We start from the raw sequence: 20,945 nt of genomic DNA, 5'->3' as shown, positions 1-20,945 counted from the left end.
TATGAAAAAATTTTTGAAATTTCAGTTTATTGCTATTATAGCCTTTTTCGTTTCGTGTACCAATAATGACGAAAGTGCACCTGTTTTCCCCGACGGAAGTACAGAATCCCTGAATGTCTGGGTACAGGACAGCATGAAAAGGTATTATTACTGGGCTGATCAGATGCCTGCCAAACCGGATTATCACCTTCCGGCAAAAGATTTTTTTAAAAGTCTGTTATCCCCTCAGGACAGGTTTTCTTTTATCGTCAATACGCAAGATTCCTCTACATATCCGCGTTCGATACGAAATATGTACGGCTTTGATTATACAGTGATCCAGCTTACCAGTGGAGAAGTGGTTACTGTAATCAAACTGGTCCTTACAAACTCTCCGGCTTTCAATGCAGGTCTGGAAAGAGGAATGATTATTACAAAAATAAATGGAAAAGCAGTTACGGCTGCCAATGCAGAAACCATTACTTCTTCTATGAAAGATCAAACGGTGATAGATCTTAAGGTGGGAAGCTGGAAAAACGGAGCTGTTGCCGATGAAAAGGATGTCACCGTGTATTATGGATATTCTTTGGAACAGCCTCTCTTATCAAAAATTTTTAATGAAAACGGTAAAAAGACGGGGTATCTGTATATCTATGATTTTCCGGATGGGATGACCCCTATGCTTAATCAGAAGTTTGCAGAGTTTAAAGCTGCCGGAGTTCAGGAATTGATTCTTGATCTAAGGTATAATTATGGAGGTTCCGTTTCATCTGCCGCAGCACTTTGTGCATTAATTCCCTCAGGAATATCAGCCAGTTCACCCTTTATTATTTTTAAAGGAAATAAAAACGGAGGTGAAGTTAAAAGAACTTTTGGACAACAGATTTCTTACGATCCTAAAGCGCTTGATTTTAATGTGTTGCATGCTAATTCATTAGGATTGAATAAACTCTATGTTCTTACCTCAAACAGTACGGCTTCAGCCGCAGAAATAGTAGTCAATAACCTGAAACCCTATCTGCAGGTTGTCCAAATAGGGGATGTTACCTTAGGAAAAGACATGGCAGGGTTTGTAGTGGAAGACAAAAGGAAACCCAAAAAGATTTCCTGGCAGATTCACCCTGTTATTTATAAGGTATTCAATGCGAACGGAACAGGGGAATACAGCAATGGGATTTCCCCACAGTTTAAGGTGAATGAATACACTCAGTTACCATTACTTCCATTGGGAGATCCCGGAGAAAGCTTAATTTCAGAAGCTTTAACCAATGTTTATTTAAAACAGGTCCATTCTGAATCCTACCACAAAACAAAAATTCTGTATCAAAGTGATGTACCTTTTGCTGCAAAGGGAAAGTAAACGGAAAAATTAAAAAATGAATAAAAAACTGTTATTAATCTTCTTTAAAAAAATTAAAAAATAATAAGATAAAAAATTAATATCATGCAGGGAATAGAACCACAACTTCATACAAGCCTTACCAGCCGTATCGAAAATTACCGTCTTTTATTAGAAGCTTTGGAAGATCCTGAATCCCGGTCTTCTGACATTGCTCTGCAAATTTCAGAATTAGGAAACCTGTATGAAGATTATTTATCCAATAAAAAGAACCTAGAGAAGAGTATTAAAAACTATAGAGAGTATCATGAGAACCTGAGAAAAAGACTGACCATCAGGTTTCGGGAACTCAAAAGAAAAGCAAGACAGAAATAATCCTTAATGGGAGGCAGCCATTATTTTTGACCTGCTTTCTGTGGTCTTTCTTGCGAAATTCATACATTTATACAATCAAGATGACAGAGGGTATATTTATGAATTTTAATACGACTGAACTTTCCGGCTATTTACAGATATTTTGGCATTTTTCATGGCTGGAATGGATCGTATTCAGCCTTATCATTAATGTTTTTCTATATCTGTTTTCTATTGGCCTATACCTTTTTATAGAGAAGACATGTCCTAAAAGCAGACTTCAGGAAAAAAATCATCCCATTACGTCATCCGATTTTTATCTTAGTATTTTGACGATTGCCTGCAACTGTCTTGTACTTTTATTGGGGGTATTTTTATGGAAGAACGGATGGATTGAAGTCGGAAATAAAGAATCAGCGGTTTGGATAGTTTCAGAGGTCGTTGCTTTACTTCTCTTAATGGATCTCCTGATGTATTTTTTTCATTATGCCGCTCATATACCCTTTGTATATACCTTACTGCATGGTAAACATCATGAGCATATAAGCACCAATTACTTAAGCCTTTTTGTGCTTCATCCATTAGAAACGATTGGATTTGGGGTGATGATGCTTGTTTTGTTGATCTGTTATCCTTTTTCTGTTGTTTCCATTTCCATTTATTTACTGCTCAATCTTATTTGGGGAACGATAGGGCATTTGAACAGGGAATTTTTTCCTGCAAAGTTTGACAGATATTGGATAGGAACCACCAGATTTCATAACCAGCATCATTTGGATGGAAGTAAAAATTTTGGATTTTATACCTCGATCTGGGACAGACTGTTTGGAACATATAAGTAAGAGAACTGAAGCTGTAAGAGGAAAGGATATTTTCAATCGATTCTATCTTCACTCACTTAAATAAATAATCTTTGCGTCAAAAAATAAGCTAACATGAGCTTTTTTCAATAAATATGTTTTAACGCAAAGTTTTTAAATGAGAGCTGATTATTTTAAGAGGGCAAAGAGACAGTGTTTACAATAAATGGAGCTGGGTTGATTAAAGCTTGAGATGGAGTAAAACTTTCCCCAGCAGATCATTAAAATTCTTCAATTCTTTAGAGGTTAATATCGCAGCAGTCTGCCGGGTTATATTTTCCCGGAATGTTTCTGAATTTTCGATAACAAACCGTCCTTTCTCCGTTATGTGAAGATTGAATTTTCGTCGATCGGTTTCATCCTGCTTCTGGATAATGAAATCATGGCTGATCAGGAATTTTAATTGCTTTGAGACAGCGGCCTGGCTGATATTGAAGGAAGTGGATACTTCTCTGCCCGTTACTCCCTCTTTCCGCAAAACAAACTCCATAATATTATAATGAGCTGCTGTTACGCCATTAATATCCCCTCTGTTCATATGAGCAAGAATGAGACACTGAAAATCAGTAAATGTGTTAAAAAATTCTTTTTCAATAGCTTTCATGAGAAATATACTTAACTTAGTTAACTATTAACAAAGGTAATCATTATATCATGGAAAATATAGAAATTACAAATGCAAGACAAAATAATCTCAAAAATATTTCCATAGAAATTCCAAAAAATAAGATTGTTGTTTTTACGGGAGTATCGGGTTCCGGAAAATCTTCTCTGGTATTTGAAACCATTGGAGCTGAAGCCCAGCGTCAGATTAATGAAACTCAGAATAGTTTTATTAGAAACCGATTACAGCATTATGGAATACCGGATGTGGACAAAATTGAAAACCTGAATGTTCCTATCATCATCAATCAGAAAAGGCTAGGGGGGAATGCGAGGTCTACCGTAGGAACAGCTACTGATGTATATGCTTCCCTGAGGCTGTTATTTTCAAGAATGGGAAGCCCGTTTGTGGGGTATTCCAATGTTTTTTCCTTTAATAATCCCCAGGGGATGTGTCCGGAATGTGAAGGACTGGGTTTCATCCAGGCCTTGAATATTACCACTCTGATCGACAAGAATAAATCTTTACAGGAAGGGGCTGTCAGATTTCCAACCTTTCAGCCGGGAGGCTGGCGTCTGACAAGATATACCTTATCCGGATATTTTGATAATGATAAAAAGCTGAAAGATTTTACTGACGAAGAATGGGAAACACTGCTCTATGCAGAAGAGCATAAACCCAAACATCCCCATAAAGAATGGGGGAAAACGGTAAAATACGAAGGGATTATTCCAAGAATAGAAAAAGCATTCCTAAAAAAAGATTCAAAAGAAAACATAACGAGGAAAGATGCGTTGAAAAATGTTGTCACAACAAAGACCTGTCCATCCTGTAAAGGAAAACGGCTTAATGAAAAAATACTGTCCTGTACCATTGAAGGAAAAAATATTGCGGATTGTACGGCACTTTCAATGGATGAATTGCTTGAATTTATTAATTCGCTGGAATCCAAAACCTATGATGTCATCATCAAGGAGCTTTCCGGAAAACTCCAAAATATAATCAATATAGGGTTACAATACCTTACATTGGACCGAACTACCCAAACACTTTCCGGAGGGGAATCTCAACGGATAAAAATGGTAAGGAATCTTGGAAACAGTCTTGTTGATTTGCTGTATATTTTTGATGAACCGAGCATTGGTCTTCATCCGAAGGACCTACAGAACATTATCCGTATTATGGAACAGATCCGGGATAAAGGAAATTCCGTTTTAATCGTAGAGCATGATCCCGATATTATTAAAATGGCAGACTGGGTGATTGATATGGGCCCCGGATCCGGAAAAAAAGGAGGAAAAGTGATATATGAAGGAACGTTTAATGAGCTGAGGCAATCTGCAGGTAAAACCGGATCTTATTTTGCTGAAAAGCCAGTTATTAAGTTGCTTCCCCGAAAACCAAAGGATTATCTGAAAATCAGGAATGCCCATCTGTATAATCTTAAAAATATAAATGTCAGTATTCCCACAGAGGTATTGACTGTAATAACGGGAGTGGCAGGTTCAGGGAAAAGTACTTTGATCAATAGGGTATTACCGGATTTTTATCCTGATGTGACGATTATAGACCAATCGTTATTTGCAGCCAGTGCCCGTTCCAATCTGCTTACTTATTTGAATATATCAGATACGGTACGTAAGCTTTTTGCTCATGCCAGCCACGTTTCAGAGAAGCTGTTTAGCAGAAACAGTGAAGGAGCCTGTAAAAACTGCAAAGGGTTGGGTATCGAAAAAATAGATCTTGCATTTATGGACGATATTGAGCAGCCCTGTGAAGAATGTGGCGGCTCAGGATTTGATCCTAAGGTTCTGAAATATCAGTACAATCAGAAAACAATAGTAGAAGTCATGAATATGACCGTTTCAGAGGCGATATCCTTTTTTACCGATGAATCTGTCATTAAACACTTTGAGGTATTGATAAAATTAGGACTGGATTACCTGACGTTAGGACAAAGGCTGGATAGTTTTTCAGGAGGTGAGAGACAGCGTCTGAAACTTACCAAAGAATTGAAACACAGTAACCGGACCATTGTCATGGATGAACCGAGTACGGGTCTGCATCCCAGCGATACGCAGAAATTATTATCTTTTCTAAATGCGCTTACAGATAAGAAGAATACATTAATTGTTATAGAACATAATTTAGATATTATTGCCCAGGCAGATTGGATCATAGATATAGGTCCGGGTGCCGGGAAATTTGGGGGTGAAGTTATGTTTGAAGGAAGTCCGGAAGCACTGTTGAAAAATAAAACATCCTATACTGCGGAATTTCTGAGGAAACATATTCAGGGATAAAAATAAACCGTTACAATAAAAAAGGAGGTAAGAATGCTATCAAGATTTGAAATATAGTATTCTTACCACCCTTATTAATAATTTAAACCTGTTTATCTGGATTGATCTGCAGTTTTTATAGCCTTTTTGATTCTTTCTTCAATCACTCTCCAGTCATAGAAATGAAATACCCTGCCATTGCTCATAGCAACAAATACTCCTTTTGGAAAGGCGGGCCCCAGATTAATATTCGTTACTTCAGAACCGTCACTTTCACTGGTAGAAACAGGAATTTCTGCAATTTTTCCTTTTGCAGGATCTTCTCTGAGGTAAACATTAAATGTGTCTTTCTGTTGGTTGGAAACCAAAATGTATCCATTCTGTGGGGAGGTAGGATAGATGGAAATTCCCTCTACATCAGAGGTGAAATCTCCTTTTCCAAAAACCAATAATTCATCATTTCCTTTTGCCGGATCTGCATGATATTGGTGTACTCCAAACTGTTCGTCAGAATAATAGATATAGCCTTTTTCATCATCTACAGCAATACTTTCAATTTCCTTTAAACCACTGTATTTTCCAAACTTCCTGACTACCTCACCTGTGATGGTTCCGTTTTTCTCAGAAAGCTTATATTGCCAGAGGTAACCGTCTTTCGGACCTGATTTTCTTCCGACAACAACAAATATATCTCCTGTTCCCGGGTTTTTATACATGGAAATACCCATTGGGCCACGCTCTGTTTCTCCTTCAAATACAGAGATTTCTCCCACTTCTTTCAGCTCGGGAAGAGTATACAGTTTTACTTTATTGGTTTCTCTTTCTGTCACTGCAGCAATGTCTACTTTTTTACCATTCACCGTAAAACCATATTCAATATCCACATTATTGGGACGTTGAAGTCCCGAAACTTTATGGATGATTTTTCCGTTAAGATCGAAGGCATACAGCCCACCATCAGTATCTTTATCCGTTCCGATGATGATACTTTTTGAAGCGTCTTCAGGATTGATCCATATTGCCGGATCATCGGTATCATGAGCTACGGTTTCGGTAATAACGGTTGGTTTAAGCTTTTCTCCCAATTCTTTCTGCCCTGTACAGCTGATCGCAAAAGGAAAAACTGAAACTGCAATGATATAATATTTTATTTTCTTCATGATTATTTTAAAAGTCAAATTTTACCCCCATGGTAAATCTGGGTCTGTAATATTCCGCCTGAGCCGTTCTGCTCTGAATTCCCTGATAATATCTTAACGGCTGATTGGTCAGATTATTGGCTTCAGCAAAAATCCTCAACTGGCTGGTGATTTTATAGGAAGCATTGGCATCCAGAAAAAACTGCTTGTCATAATACCGGTCATCAAAAGCTTTTCCTCCCAGTTCATCAATATAATGAGAAGCATAATTCATAGATACTCTGGCTGAAAAACGCTTGTTTTCCCATGAAAGAGATCCGTTGAACATATGAGGTGCCGCTCCGGGAAGTCCTACATCCGTTCTTTCAATACCGTCTTCATTAGTAATACCTTTTGCCTTGGATTTCGTATAGGTATAGTTAACATATACACCAAGACCTTTCCAGAATGCTCCGGGAATAAAATCAAGCTGTCTTTGCAATGCAACTTCAAATCCGTAGATATCTACATTATCACCATTACGCTGCTGGGTAAATTTCCAGTTGCTTTCACCGGAAGGAATAGGGTTGGTTTGCCCTGCAAAGTCGGCAGCGAAGTCACCAGCCGTATAATTTCTTTTGGAGTATGTGTAAATGAAATTATTAAGGTTCTTATAGAAAATTCCTCCTGAAAGAATCCCTACAGACTTAAAATACTTTTCAGCCATAAAATCAAAATTATAAGCGTAGGTAGCTTTTAAGTTGGGATTTCCGGCTGCCACAATTTCATCTTCAGAGATCACATTCAGGTAAGGTACCAATGAGTAATAGTTCGGACGGGCAAGTGCTGTAGTAAATGCAGCACGAAGTACAAGATCCTGTACCAGAACATATTTGAAAGAAAGGTTGGGAAGGACGTTGGTGTACGTATTCGTATTGTTTATCTGTCCTACGAGGTCTTTTTCATTCATAACGTAATTCCCGGTATAATCAATCTTTGTTGTTTCCACACGTGCCCCAACAATCATGGAAACTTTGTCGTTAAAATCCTGATCCCAACGGATATACCCTGCATAGATCTGTTCTTTAGCGGTATAGTTGCTTGAAAGGAATTTTTCAGGTTTGGATTTACCGTTGAACAGACCCTGGTTAAATAAGTCTAATCCTCCAAGATAGGCCGGATCAACAAATGTGCCCGGAATATAATTTCCCGCCTGAAAGTTGTGTCCGTCAAGATAAACCGTAGGCACGGACAGCAGACTTCCCATATTGCTGATCGGTTGGAAAGCATAGAAGTCATTTTCTCTTTCTTTTTCCTTCAGACGCATACGGAAACCTGTACGAAGTCTTCCTTTCTGATCTTCAATGACAGAAAAAGGAAAACGTACATTCACTTTCGCCCCAAACTCCTTCTCCTGGGTAAAGCTGTTGGCATCCGAAAGATCACTTAATTTATAGCTTCCTAAATTATCAGCGGCCAGAGGGGTAATAACCGGGTTTTCAGGATCACTCAGATTCTGGGAGAAGTTCATTTTGCTGTTTTCAAATTCTATATAGCGCTGATGAGGTTTATCTTCACTGGCTATGGCATAATTCATAGACCAGTCAAGGTCTACTTTAGATCCGAGCAAATGCTCACCCCGTAAGGCATAATTCTGAACTTTTTGTTTTTCCAGACGGGTGTTATCATTGCTTGCATCGCCACCTTTGTTCTGTCTGGTAATGCTGCCTTTCCAGTCTGTGATTTCCGTTTCATCGGCATTATACACAGGCTTTATTTTATATCCCAAAGCATAGCGGGTTTCCTTATCATTCCTGAAATTGTACATCGCTGAAGCATAGATCTTATTTTTTGAATTGAATTCATAATCCATATTAAGATCAAAACTATGTCTGATACGATGCTCATTATAGTAACGAACGCCCATTTTGCTGATGTATGCTGTTTGGGCAGCGTCATTAGCCAGGCTCCATACGGGTTCTATATTATCTGAGCCGAAATTATTGTTGTTATAGGAAAAACTGAATACAGCACCCAGCTTTTTATTTAAAAACCTGTTTCCATATACGAATCCTGCTGTATAATTGCCTTTTTCGCGAATCGGACTATATCCTCCGGCCAGGGTTGCTGAAATTCTCTGTCCGTTAGGGGAAGCCCTTGTGATAAGATTTACAGAACCTCCGATAGCATCAGCATCCATATCGGGAGTTAAGGTTTTATTAACCTCAATGGTAGAGATCATATCCGAAGGAATCAGGTCCATCTGTACATTACGGTTGTCTCCTTCCGCAGAAGGAATTCTGTCTCCGTTTAGGGTAACAGAATTAAGATTTGGAGCAAGACCCCTGATAATAAGATTTCTTGCTTCACCCTGATCATTCTGGATAGTAACTCCCGGAACACGTTTTAATGCATCTCCAATATTGGCATCAGGAAAACGGCCGATCTGATCGGAGGAAATCACATTGGTGATATTGGCATTGTTTTTTTGTTTGTTTAAGGCTCTTGCCTGGTTTTTTAAAGTAGCGCCTGAAACTACAATTTCGGCAATAGAGTTTTCTTTTTTATCAAAAACAATATTTTGACGGGTGTTTTTTTCAGGTTCAACGGTTACATTATACTCATGTACTCCATATCCCAGGTAATCAATCCTCATGGTATAAGTGCCTGGAGGAACATTAAGGAAAACAAAATTTCCATGTTCATCAGAGGTTGTATAGATATTTCCGGGATTTAAAGATATCTTGGCGCCCGGTAATGCAATCTTAGTGTCGTCATTAATATTTCCGGAAAGAGAACCGGTTTGTGCATAGAAAAAAATAGAGGCACAAAACAAAACGGATGTAAAAATTTTCTTCACTTTCTTTTATTAGGTTAAAAATTGAAACAAATTTAAACGTCTGTTTGGGGAAAGTGTTGAAGTAAAAATTAAGATTGTTTTAAGATTTGTTAATATAAGAAGCGGGAAGCTCCCTATTTTCCTAGGTTTCAGATCCCAACCCCTTTGCTGAATGATTTCCTTCCAGTAAGAAAGTCAATTCATCACATTGTATAATTTTACCATCCTGAATGGTAAATTCTGCCAATACCTTATGCAGAACGGTACTTCCATCTTTTAAAACAGATGTTGCGATGTGCTTGGTAAAAATAGTGTTCCCGTTTTCAGCACTGTTAATAATTTCGAGCTTTTGTTCAGCTACTTTTTCTTTAAGTTTCTTTATGTGCAGGACGAATTCGTTATAATCTAGCTGGGCATGATCTACAAACTGGACATATTGCTTGGAAAAGTACTTTTCAATTGCTGACTGATCAAAAACAGGGTTTTCCAGCACCTCACTGAAAACCTGTTGTATAAAATGTTTCATAGTTTTATTATTTGAAACAAAATTACATCCGGCATTCTTGGCTGAACGATAACATTTGTAAAGAAATGTGAATGTGATAACAAAACGAGATATAGGTTAATAGAAAATTTGTTTTAACCACGAATGTTTTTGCTTCGATACACAGAGTAGTACATTCGCAGCTAAAACAAAATATTGCATAGAGAGGATTGTTTTTGAGACTACCTTCTATTTGCTTTCTATGGAAGGCATATTGGTCATCACCTGCCATTTCCCATTTTCCTGTACACAGGTAATAAGTGAAGAAAATCTTAATACAGAGCTTTCCAGAGAAACCTTAGCGTAAGCAATATTGTTGTTGTGCTCCAGGAAATGATAGGTAATTTTACGTGGTTTTCCACCAAAAATTTTTTCCCGTACCAACCTGATATACTCGTTCTTGGGGATAACGAATATTCCAGGTTGATCAAAAAAACCGTCCTGGATATTCTGATAATCTTTGTGAAGGATCTCTTCTAAAACTGCTGTATCACTGTTGTCGCCTCCTTTAATGAATTTTTCAATGGTTTGTTGTATCTGTTGCATATGCATTGAGTTGTTTTAAAATTTCCGATTGTTGTATGAGTATTTTTTCACCGGTTCTGGACTGATCTACTGTACCATCCAGAGGGAAATAAGAGATTTCAGTGATTCCCATAAGACTTAAAAGCTGAGTGAGGTGGTTTTCCAATGGATTCAATGTTTCAGTACTAATTCCTCCCATTGAAGAAATAATGTAAGCTTTTTTATTTGCAAGCAACCCTTTTGGGATGGAGCTGCCGGCAAATGTTTTTTTTGTTCTGATCACCAGATCAAAGTAAGCCTTCAAAGAAGACGGTATTCCATAGTTGTACATCGGACAGGTGATGAGAATTTCATTACATTGGTAGAGCTCATTGATCAGTTCATCAGATAGCTCAATATTTTCGGAATCCGGAATCTCACTGAAAAATGCATCGACTGTTTCCTGGGTAATATGAGGGATAAGCTTTCTCGTAACATCTCTTTCAATCATAATCCCTTCTGGGTTTTTTGTCTGCCATTGTCGGATAAAATAATCTCCTAAGGTCCTTGAATAGGAGCCTTTAGTTCTAAGACTGCTGTCGATTCTGAGTAATGTGTTCATACTTTTTTCTTTAAAGACACATAGCTTCTTTCAAACGTGACACTTATTGCAGTCTTTTTAATTTTTCTGGATCTACAATAGAATAGATTTCACGGATTAATCCCTTGGGATCAATATCTAAAATATGACAGTTGTAAATACGATCTCCCTGCCAGAAGCAAATAGCAGGCTGATGATTAAAAATATGGAATGTATAAGGCCTGTTACCAAGAAATTGCTGCTGTACATAGGCCAGAAGCTGGGCAGTAGCAGATTTTCCAACTTCTACAGCTTTGATCACACGAACCCGTTTTCCACCATCCGCAGAAAGCCTGATATCATCGATAAGAAGTTTTTCAATATGAGGTATATTTCCTTCGCTTAATGCTTGCTGGTATTGATGAAGAATGCCCATATCAGGAGAAATACTGATAGAATCCGGGGTATATTTTATATTTTGCAGCTGTTTACCGGCGCGGCTTAGTAGTTTACGGGAATTTTCCACCGAAATATCAAGAGCCTCTGCAATTTCCTGGTGAGAATAGTCGAAAGCTTCCTTGAGAATATAGACTGCACGTTCTCTGGCATTCAGCTTTTCTAAAAGAACAAGCAGGGTATATCGGGCAGTCTGTTCTTTGATGAGTTTATTTTCTGCATTTTCAAAAGAAAGCGGCTCGGGAAGCCATTCTCCATACACCATTTTTTTGCTGTGCCTGTTTTTAAAATTAATAGCATGATTAATGGTGCTTTTGATCAGGAAATTAGTCTCATCCCTGATCTCTGATTTATCCAGTGAAATATATTTTTCTATAACATCCTGTACCAGATCCTGAGAATCCTCATAAGAACCGGTAATATTATAGGCATAGGTGAGGAGTCTGTTGTAATTTTCCTGCATGATATTTCTTTGTAAGACAAACTTAGTGAAGAAAACGTGACGGTTTTCATTAAAAAAAGATAAAAAAATATCAGACAACGGATGATCTAGTAAGAGTTGACTTTAGTCCGCTCTCGGTATAAAATACTCCACTGGCTTTAGCCAAAATCTATAATGCATACTATGTTGTTTCCTTATTTTAAAGTGGAAGACTGAAGCAAATCTTTTAGGATGAGTTTGGATTTTTCTATTAATTCGTTTGATCTATAGAGCTGGCTGGTAAGTATTGAGCTTTCGAAAAGAAGGTAAATATGGGCTGATAAAATATCATTGTTAAGGTCCTTATTGAAACAATCTCTCAATTTACCCTTGTGATCCCGGATTACATGATGAATTTCTGTCTTATCAACCGGTATTTCAGACATGATATTTAAGAAACTACATCCCCTGAAATCTTCTTTCTCATTCATATAGATCAAAAAATCAAATGATTTCATGAATTTTTCTTCCATGGTCTGAGCATCAGATATAAAGTTTTCCAACTCGGAGACCCAATAGTCAAATCTTTTATTAAAAAATTCGATGCATAGATCGTCTTTAGACTTAAAATGTTGGTAGAAGCTTGCTTTGGATACACCTGCTTCTTCAATAATCTGATTGATACCAGTACTGTTATAGCCTTGTTGATGAAAAAGGACCATAGCTGTACTTACGATTCTTTCGCGAGGTCTGGACATTGATTGTGGCTTTCCTGCAAATGTAAAGAAAATATGAACAGACTGGTGTGTTTGATTGATATCTTACATGTTTTTTTGAACGGAAGGTACTGCTGTTGCACACAAAAAGTAACCCCCAGACGAATTAGGTGTTGATCTAGATAAAAGGCGAGAATCTACTTTAATTAATTTTTAAATAAATCCTCTTGCATAATAAAGCTGAATAATAAAAAACAGTAAAGTAAAGATCCATACTATATACGGATGATAACGGAAGTTTTCTTTCAGGATATAATGCAGGGCTTTGAACAGTTTAAAAAGACCGATAAGTCCTATAATGGTAAATACTAAGAAAACAATAAAAAATGCATAATCCCTGGCTCCATAGGTTTCCAGTTTTTCAAGATGGCCCAGGTAGGCCTGTACATTAACCGTCTGCCCAAGAAACATAGCCGAAAGAATAAGTAAAAAGAATGGAGTAGAGGTATAAACAGTTGTGTAGATGAAAGAAAACAGTAATGTACGAAAAGTAGGTGTATTTACCTTTTCTTTTTTATACCATAATAATATCACACTGAATAATACCGCTGTAAAATTATTGATCAGGAATATAAATAAGGCTTTTTCCACCATACTTAATCCTTTGATCTTGGAAATAAAACTTTGTTCACCACCGTAATCCATCAGCAATACAGAAATAATGACAGAGGTATATACCGAAAGTTTGATTGGCGATAAATAATCCTGGAAGCGTTCCGTTTCTTCTTTTTCCATTTCATGTACAGAAAAATCATAGCAACGCCTGGGCTCCTGAAACAATTTAAAGATAGTTACCGGAACCAATAGTATTTCGATAATAATCTGGAGACAGAGTTTCTCGAAGCTATCAATGAGTTTTTCAAACATATAGACCAAATAAAGAATGAGAAAATAGTTTGTCTATGCAATTTAAATAAAATTTTAATTGATATGATGGATAAAAGTAAAATTGTGTATTAAAGAGTAAAGAGTAAAGAGTAAAGAGTAAAGAGTAAAGAGATTTTCAGTTATAATACAAAAACAGGTTGAAAGAAGCTTCTTTCAACCTGTTTTTTAATGAGTTTATTACTTATTTTGGCAGTCCTTTTTTTAGGGCTATATGAGCTCTCTCCACAGCCTTTCTTTCTTTCCAGTCCATATATCTCTTTTTATAGCGTCCCTTCATGAAATTATCAAAGTTTCGCTGAACGGTCAGATTCCAAAGAGAATGTGCCTTTACAGCCCAGCTTTTGTCCCATGCACGAAGAGAGATAGAGAAAGATCCATCCAGGTATTTCATCCAGTGCCACCAACCGGTAGGCATGAATAAAGTGTCTCCATGTTCCAGATAACATTCAATTCCTTCAATCCCATCCAGTGCCGGAAATTTTTCAAAATCAGGATTGGCAATATCATAATCTTCCAAAGCATATGTTGCATAAGGGAGCTTATACAAACGGGTTTTCCATTTGTATTCAAAAAGAAGAACATGCTTTCTTCCGTTAAAATGAGTATGGAAAATATGAGGCATGTCTATATCATAATGAAGGAAGGTTACAGAACCTTTTCCTCCAAAGAACATACTTGGATATTTGTCCAAAAATCCTCCCATCAGATTTTTGGGTGGGATATAATCATCCAGTAATTTGGGCGCAAATTTAATAGGGTCAAAAAAGAAAATTCTCAGATCGGTAGGCTCCCGTTGAATCAAATCAATATAGTCTGCGAATTTCATTTTGGTAGTAGGGGTGTTGATGGGGGCTGCAGGATCAGCTTTAGCACTGTCATATAAAGGGACAGTCACATCACCTACGACCTCTTTCATGTACTCCATTGTCCATTTTTGATAGGCAGGCCACTTTTTAGCCATATTCTTGATTACCACTGGCTTACATGGCTTTAGATACTTCTCACGGAAATCTTCTTGTGAAATGTCATCTACTACATCAATTGGTTTAAGGAATAGTCCCATTTGTTTAAAATATTAGGCTAAATTATTAAATATTTATGACAATGGATATAATGAATTTAATTTATTTGGAACTAATATAAATAAACGGAGAATTGGGTGTTTCCTGCTTTGGTAATTTTAGCTTGTTTTTATATTTTGGTTGAGATTTTTTTATAAAATGAACAATTGCTAAATCATATTTATCAACATCCGGTAAATATGATTTAGTATATCATCCTGAGAATGTAAATATAGTAGCAATAGGAATTATTGTGACGTTGATCAGAAGATATTGGAAATAGCTGTAAATTTATAAACAAATGTCATGATTAACATGAGCTGGAATCTAGCTCTATTGGGGAACCAATACATACGGGTGAATATATAACTGACAAATAAATTATGGATTACAATACTAATATCAAGATAACTTTTTCAATATTTGGATGTTCTTTTAATCCAAACGATTTTACACTATTATTAGGAATTGTTCCTACCAATACATGGATGGAAGGTGAATTGATCCCAAATAATAAAAAAAATAAAAAGAGAGAGGAATCAGCATGGGAATATTCAGTATATTCTAGTACGGTATATTTTGAGGAAGTTTCAGATAAACTTGTTGCTGTTTTTAAAGAGAAGATGTCACTTGTGGATAATTATATAAATGAAATAAATCATCTTACAATAAAATTTGATATTGTGTTGGAAATAATAGAAGAACAAGGTATAGTATTATATTTTAATAAATCTTTTTTAAATATGGTAAATGAATTAAATGCAGAAATTGAAGTTGATACTTATATTTTAAAAAGTGAATAAGTATAATTTTATTTTAGAATTGTAATCTCCGTCGGTGGCACGAGTTTCCACCTGCTGTCCAGAATAGAAAAAGACCCTTAGCAATAGCGAGGGTTCTTTTTTACAACACAGTTATTTTCCCTATTCTAGAAGATTGGGCAGAAATATAAAATTTATGAAAGAAAAGTCGTACTAGGAATTATTGTGATGATTATCAGTAGATATAGGAAATAGATGTGAATTTATAAAAGAATGTTTAATTTAGACTTTAATGAAGATGGAGTGCTGGCACATCTTGCTCGTGCCCAGAATAATAAAAACTAAAGCCCTTACAATGCAAGGAGTTTGTTTTACAGTAAAATTCTGGTGGACGTTTCTATTTTCCATCACAGTTTCAATCCTTATATTTGAATTATGAAAAAAGGGGTACTAGCATTATGCTTTGTTATTTTTAGCAGTAGTTATCATACACAGGTAACATCTTTACCGAAGATTGAATCCGGTGTTTCATATGAATTGGCTCAGTTGAGAAAGAATACAATAAGTGAGATTAAATATGAGCTCAGTCTGAAGATTCCTGAAAGCAAATCGGAGAGGATTTCCGGGACAGAGGTTCTTAGTTTTAACTATAAAAAACAAAATGAAACCCCATTGCAGATCGATTTTAAAGAAGAAGCTTCTTCACTGATATCAGTGTTTGTGAATGGGCAGATGACAAAACCTGCTCTGGAAAACGAACATGTAATCATTGATGCAAAATACCTGAAATCAGGAATGAATCAGATTCATTTCACTTTTCTTGCCGGTAATGGAGCTTTGAACAGGCGTGATGGCTACTTATATGCTTTATTTGTACCGGACCGTGCGCGGACAATGTTTCCGTGTTTTGACCAGCCTAACCTGAAAGCTAATTATTCTTTGACCTTAACCATCCCTGAAAAATGGAGTGCCATAGCGAATGGAAAGCTTAAGGAAACAACTGTCTTGCAAGGGCAAAAAACCTTAGAGTTTAATCAGTCGGATTTACTTCCCACTTATCTCTTTTCTTTTGCTGCCGGAGATTTTAAGACCTCTACAGAAAAAATAGGACAGCAGGACTCCAGACTTTTATACCGTGAAACGGATTCCATGAAAATTAAAAACAGCATGGATTCTATTTTCTCGCTGTATAGAAACTCTCTTGCTTACTTCGAAAAATGGACTGATATTCCTCATCCTTTTCAAAAGCATGGAATGGTTGCCGTTCCTGATTTTCAGTTTGGAGGAATGGAGCACCCCGGAGCTATCTTATTTCAAAATTCCACATTGTTTTTAGATCAAAATGCTACTCAAAATCAATTGAATAACCGTTCCAATCTCATTGCCCACGAGGTGGCTCATCTCTGGTTTGGAGATATGGTGACCATGAACTGGTTTAATGATGTTTGGATGAAAGAAGTGTTCGCCAATTTTATGGCGGATAAAAGTACCGGAGCTTCTTCGGATAAAAGTGTTTATGACCTGAAGTTTTTAACAACACATTTCCCGGCTGCATATGGGATAGACCGTACATTGGGAGCAAATCCCATCCGACAGGTTTTGGATAATCTTCAAAATGCAGGGATGATGTATGGCCCGATTATTTATAACAAAGCACCGATCATGATGCGTCAGCTGGAATTGTTGATTGGAGAGGATAACTTCAAAAAAGGGGTGAGCGAATATCTTAAAAAATATGCTTACAATAATGCAAGCTGGCCGGATCTTATTGCTATTTTAGACAACCATACACCGGAAGATTTGCAAAGCTGGAATAAAGTATGGGTTAATGATCCCGGAAGACCTGTCATAGATTATGATGTGAAGTATAGAGATAATACAATTGAACACTTTAGCCTGTCTCAGCGTCCGGAATATGGAAAGGACCAAAAATTATGGCCTCAGGAGTTTCAATTAAGTCTGTTTTATACTGACAGGGTAGAAAAGGTTAACGTAAAACTATCCAAGAAACAACAGGAAGTTTCAGCATTAAAAGGGAAAGCAAAGCCTCTTTTTATCCTGCAAAATTCTTCAGGAATAGGGTATGGAGTATTCAAAACGGATCATGCTCTCATCAAAAACTTTTCTGTAGTAAAGGATCCGATCAACCGTGCCAGTGCATATATCTCATTGTATGAAAATATGCTGAATGGTTCAGGAGTGAATCCGCAATATTTACTGAACTTTTTTGCCGGACAATTATCAACAGAAAGTACAGAGCTGAACCTTCGTTTAATTACCGGTTATATCGCAACCATTTATTGGGAATTCTTACCTGAAAATACGCGACTGAAAGAATCAGGAAATATAGAAAACATGCTTTGGGAAGCGCTGCAGACACAAACGGCGAAAAACAACAAGAAAATTTTATTTGATGGATATCAGGGCGTTTTTCAGTCTCAACAGGCCTATGATAATCTGTATACGATCTGGAAGTCCCAGACTCCACCGAAAGATGTATCTCTTAATGATGAAGATTTTACTAGCCTTGCCCTTTCTTTAGCACTACGAAACACCAATAATAATGATTTGCTGCAGGAACAGTTGACCAGAATTAAAAATCCGGACCGCATAAATCGTTTTAAAATTATTATGCAAGCCGCTTCATCAGATCAAAAAGTTCGTGACGATTTCTTCAACGGCCTTATTCAAAAACAGAACAGAACGAATGAATCTGCTGTAGGTGCTGCATTGGGCTATCTACACCATCCAATGAGACAACAGACTTCTATTCAGTATCTGCCTAAATCCTTAGAACTGTTACAGGAAATACAGAAAACAGGAGATATCTTTTTCCCGGATAACTGGCTGCGGTCAACATTTAGTAATTATCAGAATCCAAAAGCACTAGAAACTGTTAATCAGTTTCTTTCGCAGCACCCGGATTATAATGTGATTCTAAAAAATAAAATTCTGCAGGCAACAGATAATCTGAAAAGAGCTCAGGTACTGCTGAAATAGTACGATCCTGTTTCTGAGATAAATACTAAAAGCCCTGGTGAATTTGCCAGGGCTTTTTATATTGACAGCATAGCCTGTTTCCGGACACCAACCTTCCATTTTTCAAAAAATAACTATCTTCGGGCTTCATAAAAAAAATGATATGCAAGTATATGAAGGGATTTCTGTGGGGTTGTATCTGTTATTGATGATAGGTATAGGCATATATTCTTATAGAAAATCAACAAGTAATTCGGAGGAGTTTTTAATTGGAGGTAGAAAAATGGGGGCGGCTGTTACAGCCCTGTCTGCCGGAGCCGCGGACATGAGTGGCTGGTTGCTGATGGGAGTTCCCGGTGCCATGTATTTATCTGGAATTTCCAGTTCCTGGATTGCGATAGGTTTAACGATTGGGGCTTATCTCAACTACATCATTGTAGCACCAAGGCTCAGGATTTATACCGAGGTAGCTCAGAATGCCATTACAATACCTGTATTTTTTGAAAACAGGTTTAAAAATAAAAACCATCTTCTGAAGATCACTTCTTCTATTTTTATTCTCGTATTTTTCACACTCTACACCTCAGCGGGAATGGTTTCCGGAGGAAAGCTGTTTGAATCGGCTTTTGGAATGGATTATACGGTAGGGTTACTCGTAACAAGCTTAGTTGTTGTCTTATATACCTTTTTAGGAGGATTCCTTGCAGTAAGTCTTACCGACTTTGTACAGGGAACGATTATGGTATTGGCCCTGGTTATTGTACCGATTGTAGCGATTTCTGAAATCGGAAGCTTTCAGGAGACGTTTTCACTGATTAAAGCGAAAGATCCTAAATATCTGGATTTATTTCAGGGAACTACCACAATAAGTATTGTATCTTTATTAGCCTGGGGACTTGGATATTGTGGGCAACCGCATATTTTGGTGCGTTTCATGGCGATAGATAAGCCGAAAGATTTGATCAAGGCAAGAAGAATAGGGATTACATGGATGATATTTACCGTAGCCGGAGCTTTAGCCATAGGATTGGTTGGGATCGCTTACCTGCAAAAGTTTGATCTTGCAACGATGATGAAATTTGATGGATCAAAGACAGAAGCAGAGACTATTTTCATTTATTTCTCAAGAATATTATTCCATCCATTTATTGCAGGATTCCTGCTTACGGCTATTCTGGCCGCTGTAATGAGTACTATTTCTTCGCAATTGCTGGTAACCTCCAGTTCATTAACGGAAGATATTTATAAAGCTTTTCTGAACAAAAAAGCAACACCAAAACAATTATTGATTACCAGCAGGGTTTCTGTATTGTTGGTTGCGGTTATTGCTGTTCTTTTATCATTGGACCCTAAAGACAGTATTCTGAACCTCGTAGGAAATGCCTGGGCAGGTTTTGGTTCCGCATTCGGTCCTTTGATCCTTCTGTCCCTTTTATGGAAGAAAACAACCTGGCAGGGAGGCTTTGCCGGGATGTTGGTAGGTGGAGTAACAGTACTGGCATGGGTCTATTTTCAGCATCCGTTTAAAGACTGGTACGAAATGATTCCCGGTTTTACCCTTTCATTACTTACCAATATCATTGTTTCTCTATTGACCTATAAACATGATACAGTGATTGAGAACGAATTTGATGAGGTGAATAAAATCATGAAGGATTAATATTTCCAACTGATATACAACATAAAAAAAACAAACCCTTGCGGACAGCAGGGGTTTGTTGTATACAGTAAAGAAATTAAGGTCTGCAAAAGACTAAACCCTTTCCTTTTCTACTGTAAATTTTGAAAACTCTTCGCGGTCATGATATCCGAAAATCTCTATCTCCGGATGTTTTCTAACCAGTTTTTTTAGCTTTTCTAACGATTCCAGACGCTTTTCATTGTCATCAGCTCTTGCAGCCGTCAATTCACTTACAGGATGGTATTCATCTTCTAATTCTGCTCTCAGATAATAAGCATCCCCTACATATAAAAGCCATTTTCCCTCCCAGTGTATGGCAACTCCACAATGCCCAAGGGTATGTCCAAATAAAGGAATTAGCAGGATTTCGGTCTCCAGTCCTGTATGGATTCTCCTTGCTTCCAACCCAAACCACTGTTTATCCGAAGCTGAATATTCAATGATTTCAGGATGGTGGGCCAGGTGGCCTTGCAGATAACGGGGATTTTCGCTATAAAAATTAATAAGCTCTTCCGTTGAGCAATGTACTGCAGCATCTGGAAAATCTGCCAGCCCTCCGGTGTGATCCGGATCCAGATGGCTTATAATACAGTGTTTTACGTGATCCGGATTTAATCCGAGTTTTTGGATTTGATGAAATGCTGTAAGCTCTATGTCCAGCTGAAAACCTACGGCCTCTATCAGGTCTTTTCCAAGTCTTTGATCAGGATTTTCAACATCCTGAATGCCCACTCCGGCATCAATCAGCACTAATTGGTCATTTTCCTCTATCAGCAGGCAATGTCCGATGACATCATCATTCATCGGTATAACTACTCTTACACAGTTAAGGTGGTGTATTCTCTTCATATTTTAAATAGACTGAAATTCACCTACAAATTACAAATTATACTTCATTTCTTATTGTTGGTTTAAGGTT

18 protein-coding genes are annotated in these 20,945 nt (G+C 37.2%); 7 read left to right on the top strand and 11 right to left on the bottom strand.

From position 1 onward, the window contains the following. Window position 1: 1 nt before the first annotated feature. The 3 genes from B8967_RS04295 to B8967_RS04285 all read left to right on the top strand — a co-directional run bounded on the left by B8967_RS04295 (window position 2) and on the right by B8967_RS04285 (window position 2,514). Complete coding sequence (locus B8967_RS04295; RefSeq protein ID WP_084084651.1) at window positions 2–1,339, top strand: S41 family peptidase; 1,338 nt, start codon at window positions 2–4, stop codon at window positions 1,337–1,339. Between the two features lie 84 nt (window positions 1,340–1,423). Beyond that, on the top strand, window positions 1,424–1,693 hold the full coding sequence (locus B8967_RS04290) for a hypothetical protein (protein ID WP_047490568.1): 270 nt from the start codon (window positions 1,424–1,426) through the stop codon (window positions 1,691–1,693). Between the two features lie 98 nt (window positions 1,694–1,791). Then, complete coding sequence (locus B8967_RS04285) at window positions 1,792–2,514, top strand: sterol desaturase family protein (protein WP_084084650.1); 723 nt, start codon at window positions 1,792–1,794, stop codon at window positions 2,512–2,514. 199 nt (window positions 2,515–2,713) lie between these two features. Here the strand turns inward: B8967_RS04285 and B8967_RS04280 are convergent, their stop codons facing one another. Continuing rightward, window positions 2,714–3,136, bottom strand: coding sequence for a MarR family winged helix-turn-helix transcriptional regulator (locus B8967_RS04280; RefSeq protein WP_084084649.1), 423 nt, complete (start codon window positions 3,134–3,136; stop codon window positions 2,714–2,716). 50 nt (window positions 3,137–3,186) lie between these two features. Between B8967_RS04280 and B8967_RS04275 the strand changes: the two genes are divergently transcribed. Next, window positions 3,187–5,439 carry an ATP-binding cassette domain-containing protein gene (locus B8967_RS04275; RefSeq protein ID WP_084084648.1) on the top strand — a complete coding sequence of 751 codons (2,253 nt, stop codon included), beginning with the start codon at window positions 3,187–3,189 and terminating at the stop codon, window positions 5,437–5,439. A gap of 92 nt (window positions 5,440–5,531) precedes the next feature. Here the strand turns inward: B8967_RS04275 and B8967_RS04270 are convergent, their stop codons facing one another. The 9 genes from B8967_RS04270 to B8967_RS04230 all read right to left on the bottom strand — a co-directional run bounded on the left by B8967_RS04270 (window position 5,532) and on the right by B8967_RS04230 (window position 14,607). Then, window positions 5,532–6,578 (bottom strand): phytase, encoded by a 1,047-nt coding sequence (locus tag B8967_RS04270; RefSeq protein ID WP_084084647.1) that lies wholly within the window; start codon window positions 6,576–6,578, stop codon window positions 5,532–5,534. A gap of 7 nt (window positions 6,579–6,585) precedes the next feature. Further along, window positions 6,586–9,396 carry a TonB-dependent receptor gene (locus B8967_RS04265; RefSeq protein ID WP_084084646.1) on the bottom strand — a complete coding sequence of 937 codons (2,811 nt, stop codon included), beginning with the start codon at window positions 9,394–9,396 and terminating at the stop codon, window positions 6,586–6,588. A gap of 121 nt (window positions 9,397–9,517) precedes the next feature. Continuing rightward, window positions 9,518–9,901 (bottom strand): hypothetical protein, encoded by a 384-nt coding sequence (locus B8967_RS04260; RefSeq protein ID WP_047490858.1) that lies wholly within the window; start codon window positions 9,899–9,901, stop codon window positions 9,518–9,520. Between the two features lie 207 nt (window positions 9,902–10,108). Further along, window positions 10,109–10,465 carry a nuclear transport factor 2 family protein gene (locus B8967_RS04255; protein ID WP_179140028.1) on the bottom strand — a complete coding sequence of 119 codons (357 nt, stop codon included), beginning with the start codon at window positions 10,463–10,465 and terminating at the stop codon, window positions 10,109–10,111. Beyond that, window positions 10,440–11,045, bottom strand: a complete 606-nt coding sequence (locus B8967_RS04250) for an FMN-dependent NADH-azoreductase (protein ID WP_084084644.1) — start codon at window positions 11,043–11,045, stop codon at window positions 10,440–10,442. The genes B8967_RS04255 and B8967_RS04250 overlap by 26 nt, the downstream gene beginning before the upstream one ends. 43 nt (window positions 11,046–11,088) lie before the next feature. Then, window positions 11,089–11,922, bottom strand: a complete 834-nt coding sequence (locus tag B8967_RS04245; RefSeq protein WP_084084643.1) for a sigma-70 family RNA polymerase sigma factor — start codon at window positions 11,920–11,922, stop codon at window positions 11,089–11,091. A 173-nt stretch (window positions 11,923–12,095) separates the two neighbouring features. Next, window positions 12,096–12,638, bottom strand: coding sequence for a TetR/AcrR family transcriptional regulator (locus tag B8967_RS04240; RefSeq protein WP_084084642.1), 543 nt, complete (start codon window positions 12,636–12,638; stop codon window positions 12,096–12,098). A 171-nt stretch (window positions 12,639–12,809) separates the two neighbouring features. Continuing rightward, window positions 12,810–13,523 carry a hypothetical protein gene (locus tag B8967_RS04235; protein WP_047490539.1) on the bottom strand — a complete coding sequence of 238 codons (714 nt, stop codon included), beginning with the start codon at window positions 13,521–13,523 and terminating at the stop codon, window positions 12,810–12,812. A gap of 202 nt (window positions 13,524–13,725) precedes the next feature. Beyond that, window positions 13,726–14,607 (bottom strand): cupin-like domain-containing protein, encoded by an 882-nt coding sequence (locus tag B8967_RS04230; protein ID WP_047490536.1) that lies wholly within the window; start codon window positions 14,605–14,607, stop codon window positions 13,726–13,728. 381 nt (window positions 14,608–14,988) lie between these two features. Between B8967_RS04230 and B8967_RS04225 the strand changes: the two genes are divergently transcribed. From B8967_RS04225 to putP, 3 genes are all read left to right on the top strand, one after another. Continuing rightward, window positions 14,989–15,408 carry a DUF4279 domain-containing protein gene (locus B8967_RS04225; RefSeq protein ID WP_084084641.1) on the top strand — a complete coding sequence of 140 codons (420 nt, stop codon included), beginning with the start codon at window positions 14,989–14,991 and terminating at the stop codon, window positions 15,406–15,408. A gap of 393 nt (window positions 15,409–15,801) precedes the next feature. After that, on the top strand, window positions 15,802–18,366 hold the full coding sequence (locus B8967_RS04220) for a M1 family aminopeptidase (RefSeq protein WP_084084640.1): 2,565 nt from the start codon (window positions 15,802–15,804) through the stop codon (window positions 18,364–18,366). A 142-nt stretch (window positions 18,367–18,508) separates the two neighbouring features. Further along, complete coding sequence (putP, locus tag B8967_RS04215; protein ID WP_084084638.1) at window positions 18,509–20,005, top strand: sodium/proline symporter PutP; 1,497 nt, start codon at window positions 18,509–18,511, stop codon at window positions 20,003–20,005. 93 nt (window positions 20,006–20,098) lie between these two features. Here the strand turns inward: putP and B8967_RS04210 are convergent, their stop codons facing one another. Further along, entirely contained in the window at window positions 20,099–20,875 is a 777-nt protein-coding gene (locus B8967_RS04210) for an MBL fold metallo-hydrolase (RefSeq protein WP_084084636.1), read from the bottom strand. Window positions 20,876–20,945 lie beyond the last annotated feature (70 nt).

The organism is Chryseobacterium sp. YR221 (assembly GCF_900176315.1).
In the GTDB taxonomy this organism is placed as follows: domain Bacteria; phylum Bacteroidota; class Bacteroidia; order Flavobacteriales; family Weeksellaceae; genus Chryseobacterium; species Chryseobacterium rhizosphaerae.
Note: the sequence above shows the minus strand (reverse complement) of the source record. Positions and strands in the feature narration are given on the sequence as shown.

Bases quoted from the DNA above. Each gene is read 5' to 3' on its own strand.
- B8967_RS04270 (WP_084084647.1), bottom strand. From the start codon at position 6,578: ATGAAGAAAATAAAATATTATATCATTGCAGTTTCAGTTTTTCCTTTT.
- B8967_RS04275 (WP_084084648.1), top strand. From the start codon at position 3,187: ATGGAAAATATAGAAATTACAAATGCAAGACAAAATAATCTCAAAAAT.
- B8967_RS04245 (WP_084084643.1), bottom strand. From the start codon at position 11,922: ATGCAGGAAAATTACAACAGACTCCTCACCTATGCCTATAATATTACC.
- B8967_RS04285 (WP_084084650.1), top strand. From the start codon at position 1,792: ATGAATTTTAATACGACTGAACTTTCCGGCTATTTACAGATATTTTGG.
- B8967_RS04230 (WP_047490536.1), bottom strand. From the start codon at position 14,607: ATGGGACTATTCCTTAAACCAATTGATGTAGTAGATGACATTTCACAA.
- B8967_RS04255 (WP_179140028.1), bottom strand. From the start codon at position 10,465: ATGCAACAGATACAACAAACCATTGAAAAATTCATTAAAGGAGGCGAC.
- B8967_RS04260 (WP_047490858.1), bottom strand. From the start codon at position 9,901: ATGAAACATTTTATACAACAGGTTTTCAGTGAGGTGCTGGAAAACCCT.
- B8967_RS04250 (WP_084084644.1), bottom strand. From the start codon at position 11,045: ATGAACACATTACTCAGAATCGACAGCAGTCTTAGAACTAAAGGCTCC.
- B8967_RS04295 (WP_084084651.1), top strand. From the start codon at position 2: ATGAAAAAATTTTTGAAATTTCAGTTTATTGCTATTATAGCCTTTTTC.
- putP (WP_084084638.1), top strand. From the start codon at position 18,509: ATGCAAGTATATGAAGGGATTTCTGTGGGGTTGTATCTGTTATTGATG.
- B8967_RS04240 (WP_084084642.1), bottom strand. From the start codon at position 12,638: ATGTCCAGACCTCGCGAAAGAATCGTAAGTACAGCTATGGTCCTTTTT.
- B8967_RS04290 (WP_047490568.1), top strand. From the start codon at position 1,424: ATGCAGGGAATAGAACCACAACTTCATACAAGCCTTACCAGCCGTATC.
- B8967_RS04220 (WP_084084640.1), top strand. From the start codon at position 15,802: ATGAAAAAAGGGGTACTAGCATTATGCTTTGTTATTTTTAGCAGTAGT.
- B8967_RS04210 (WP_084084636.1), bottom strand. From the start codon at position 20,875: ATGAAGAGAATACACCACCTTAACTGTGTAAGAGTAGTTATACCGATG.
- B8967_RS04280 (WP_084084649.1), bottom strand. From the start codon at position 3,136: ATGAAAGCTATTGAAAAAGAATTTTTTAACACATTTACTGATTTTCAG.
- B8967_RS04235 (WP_047490539.1), bottom strand. From the start codon at position 13,523: ATGTTTGAAAAACTCATTGATAGCTTCGAGAAACTCTGTCTCCAGATT.
- B8967_RS04225 (WP_084084641.1), top strand. From the start codon at position 14,989: ATGGATTACAATACTAATATCAAGATAACTTTTTCAATATTTGGATGT.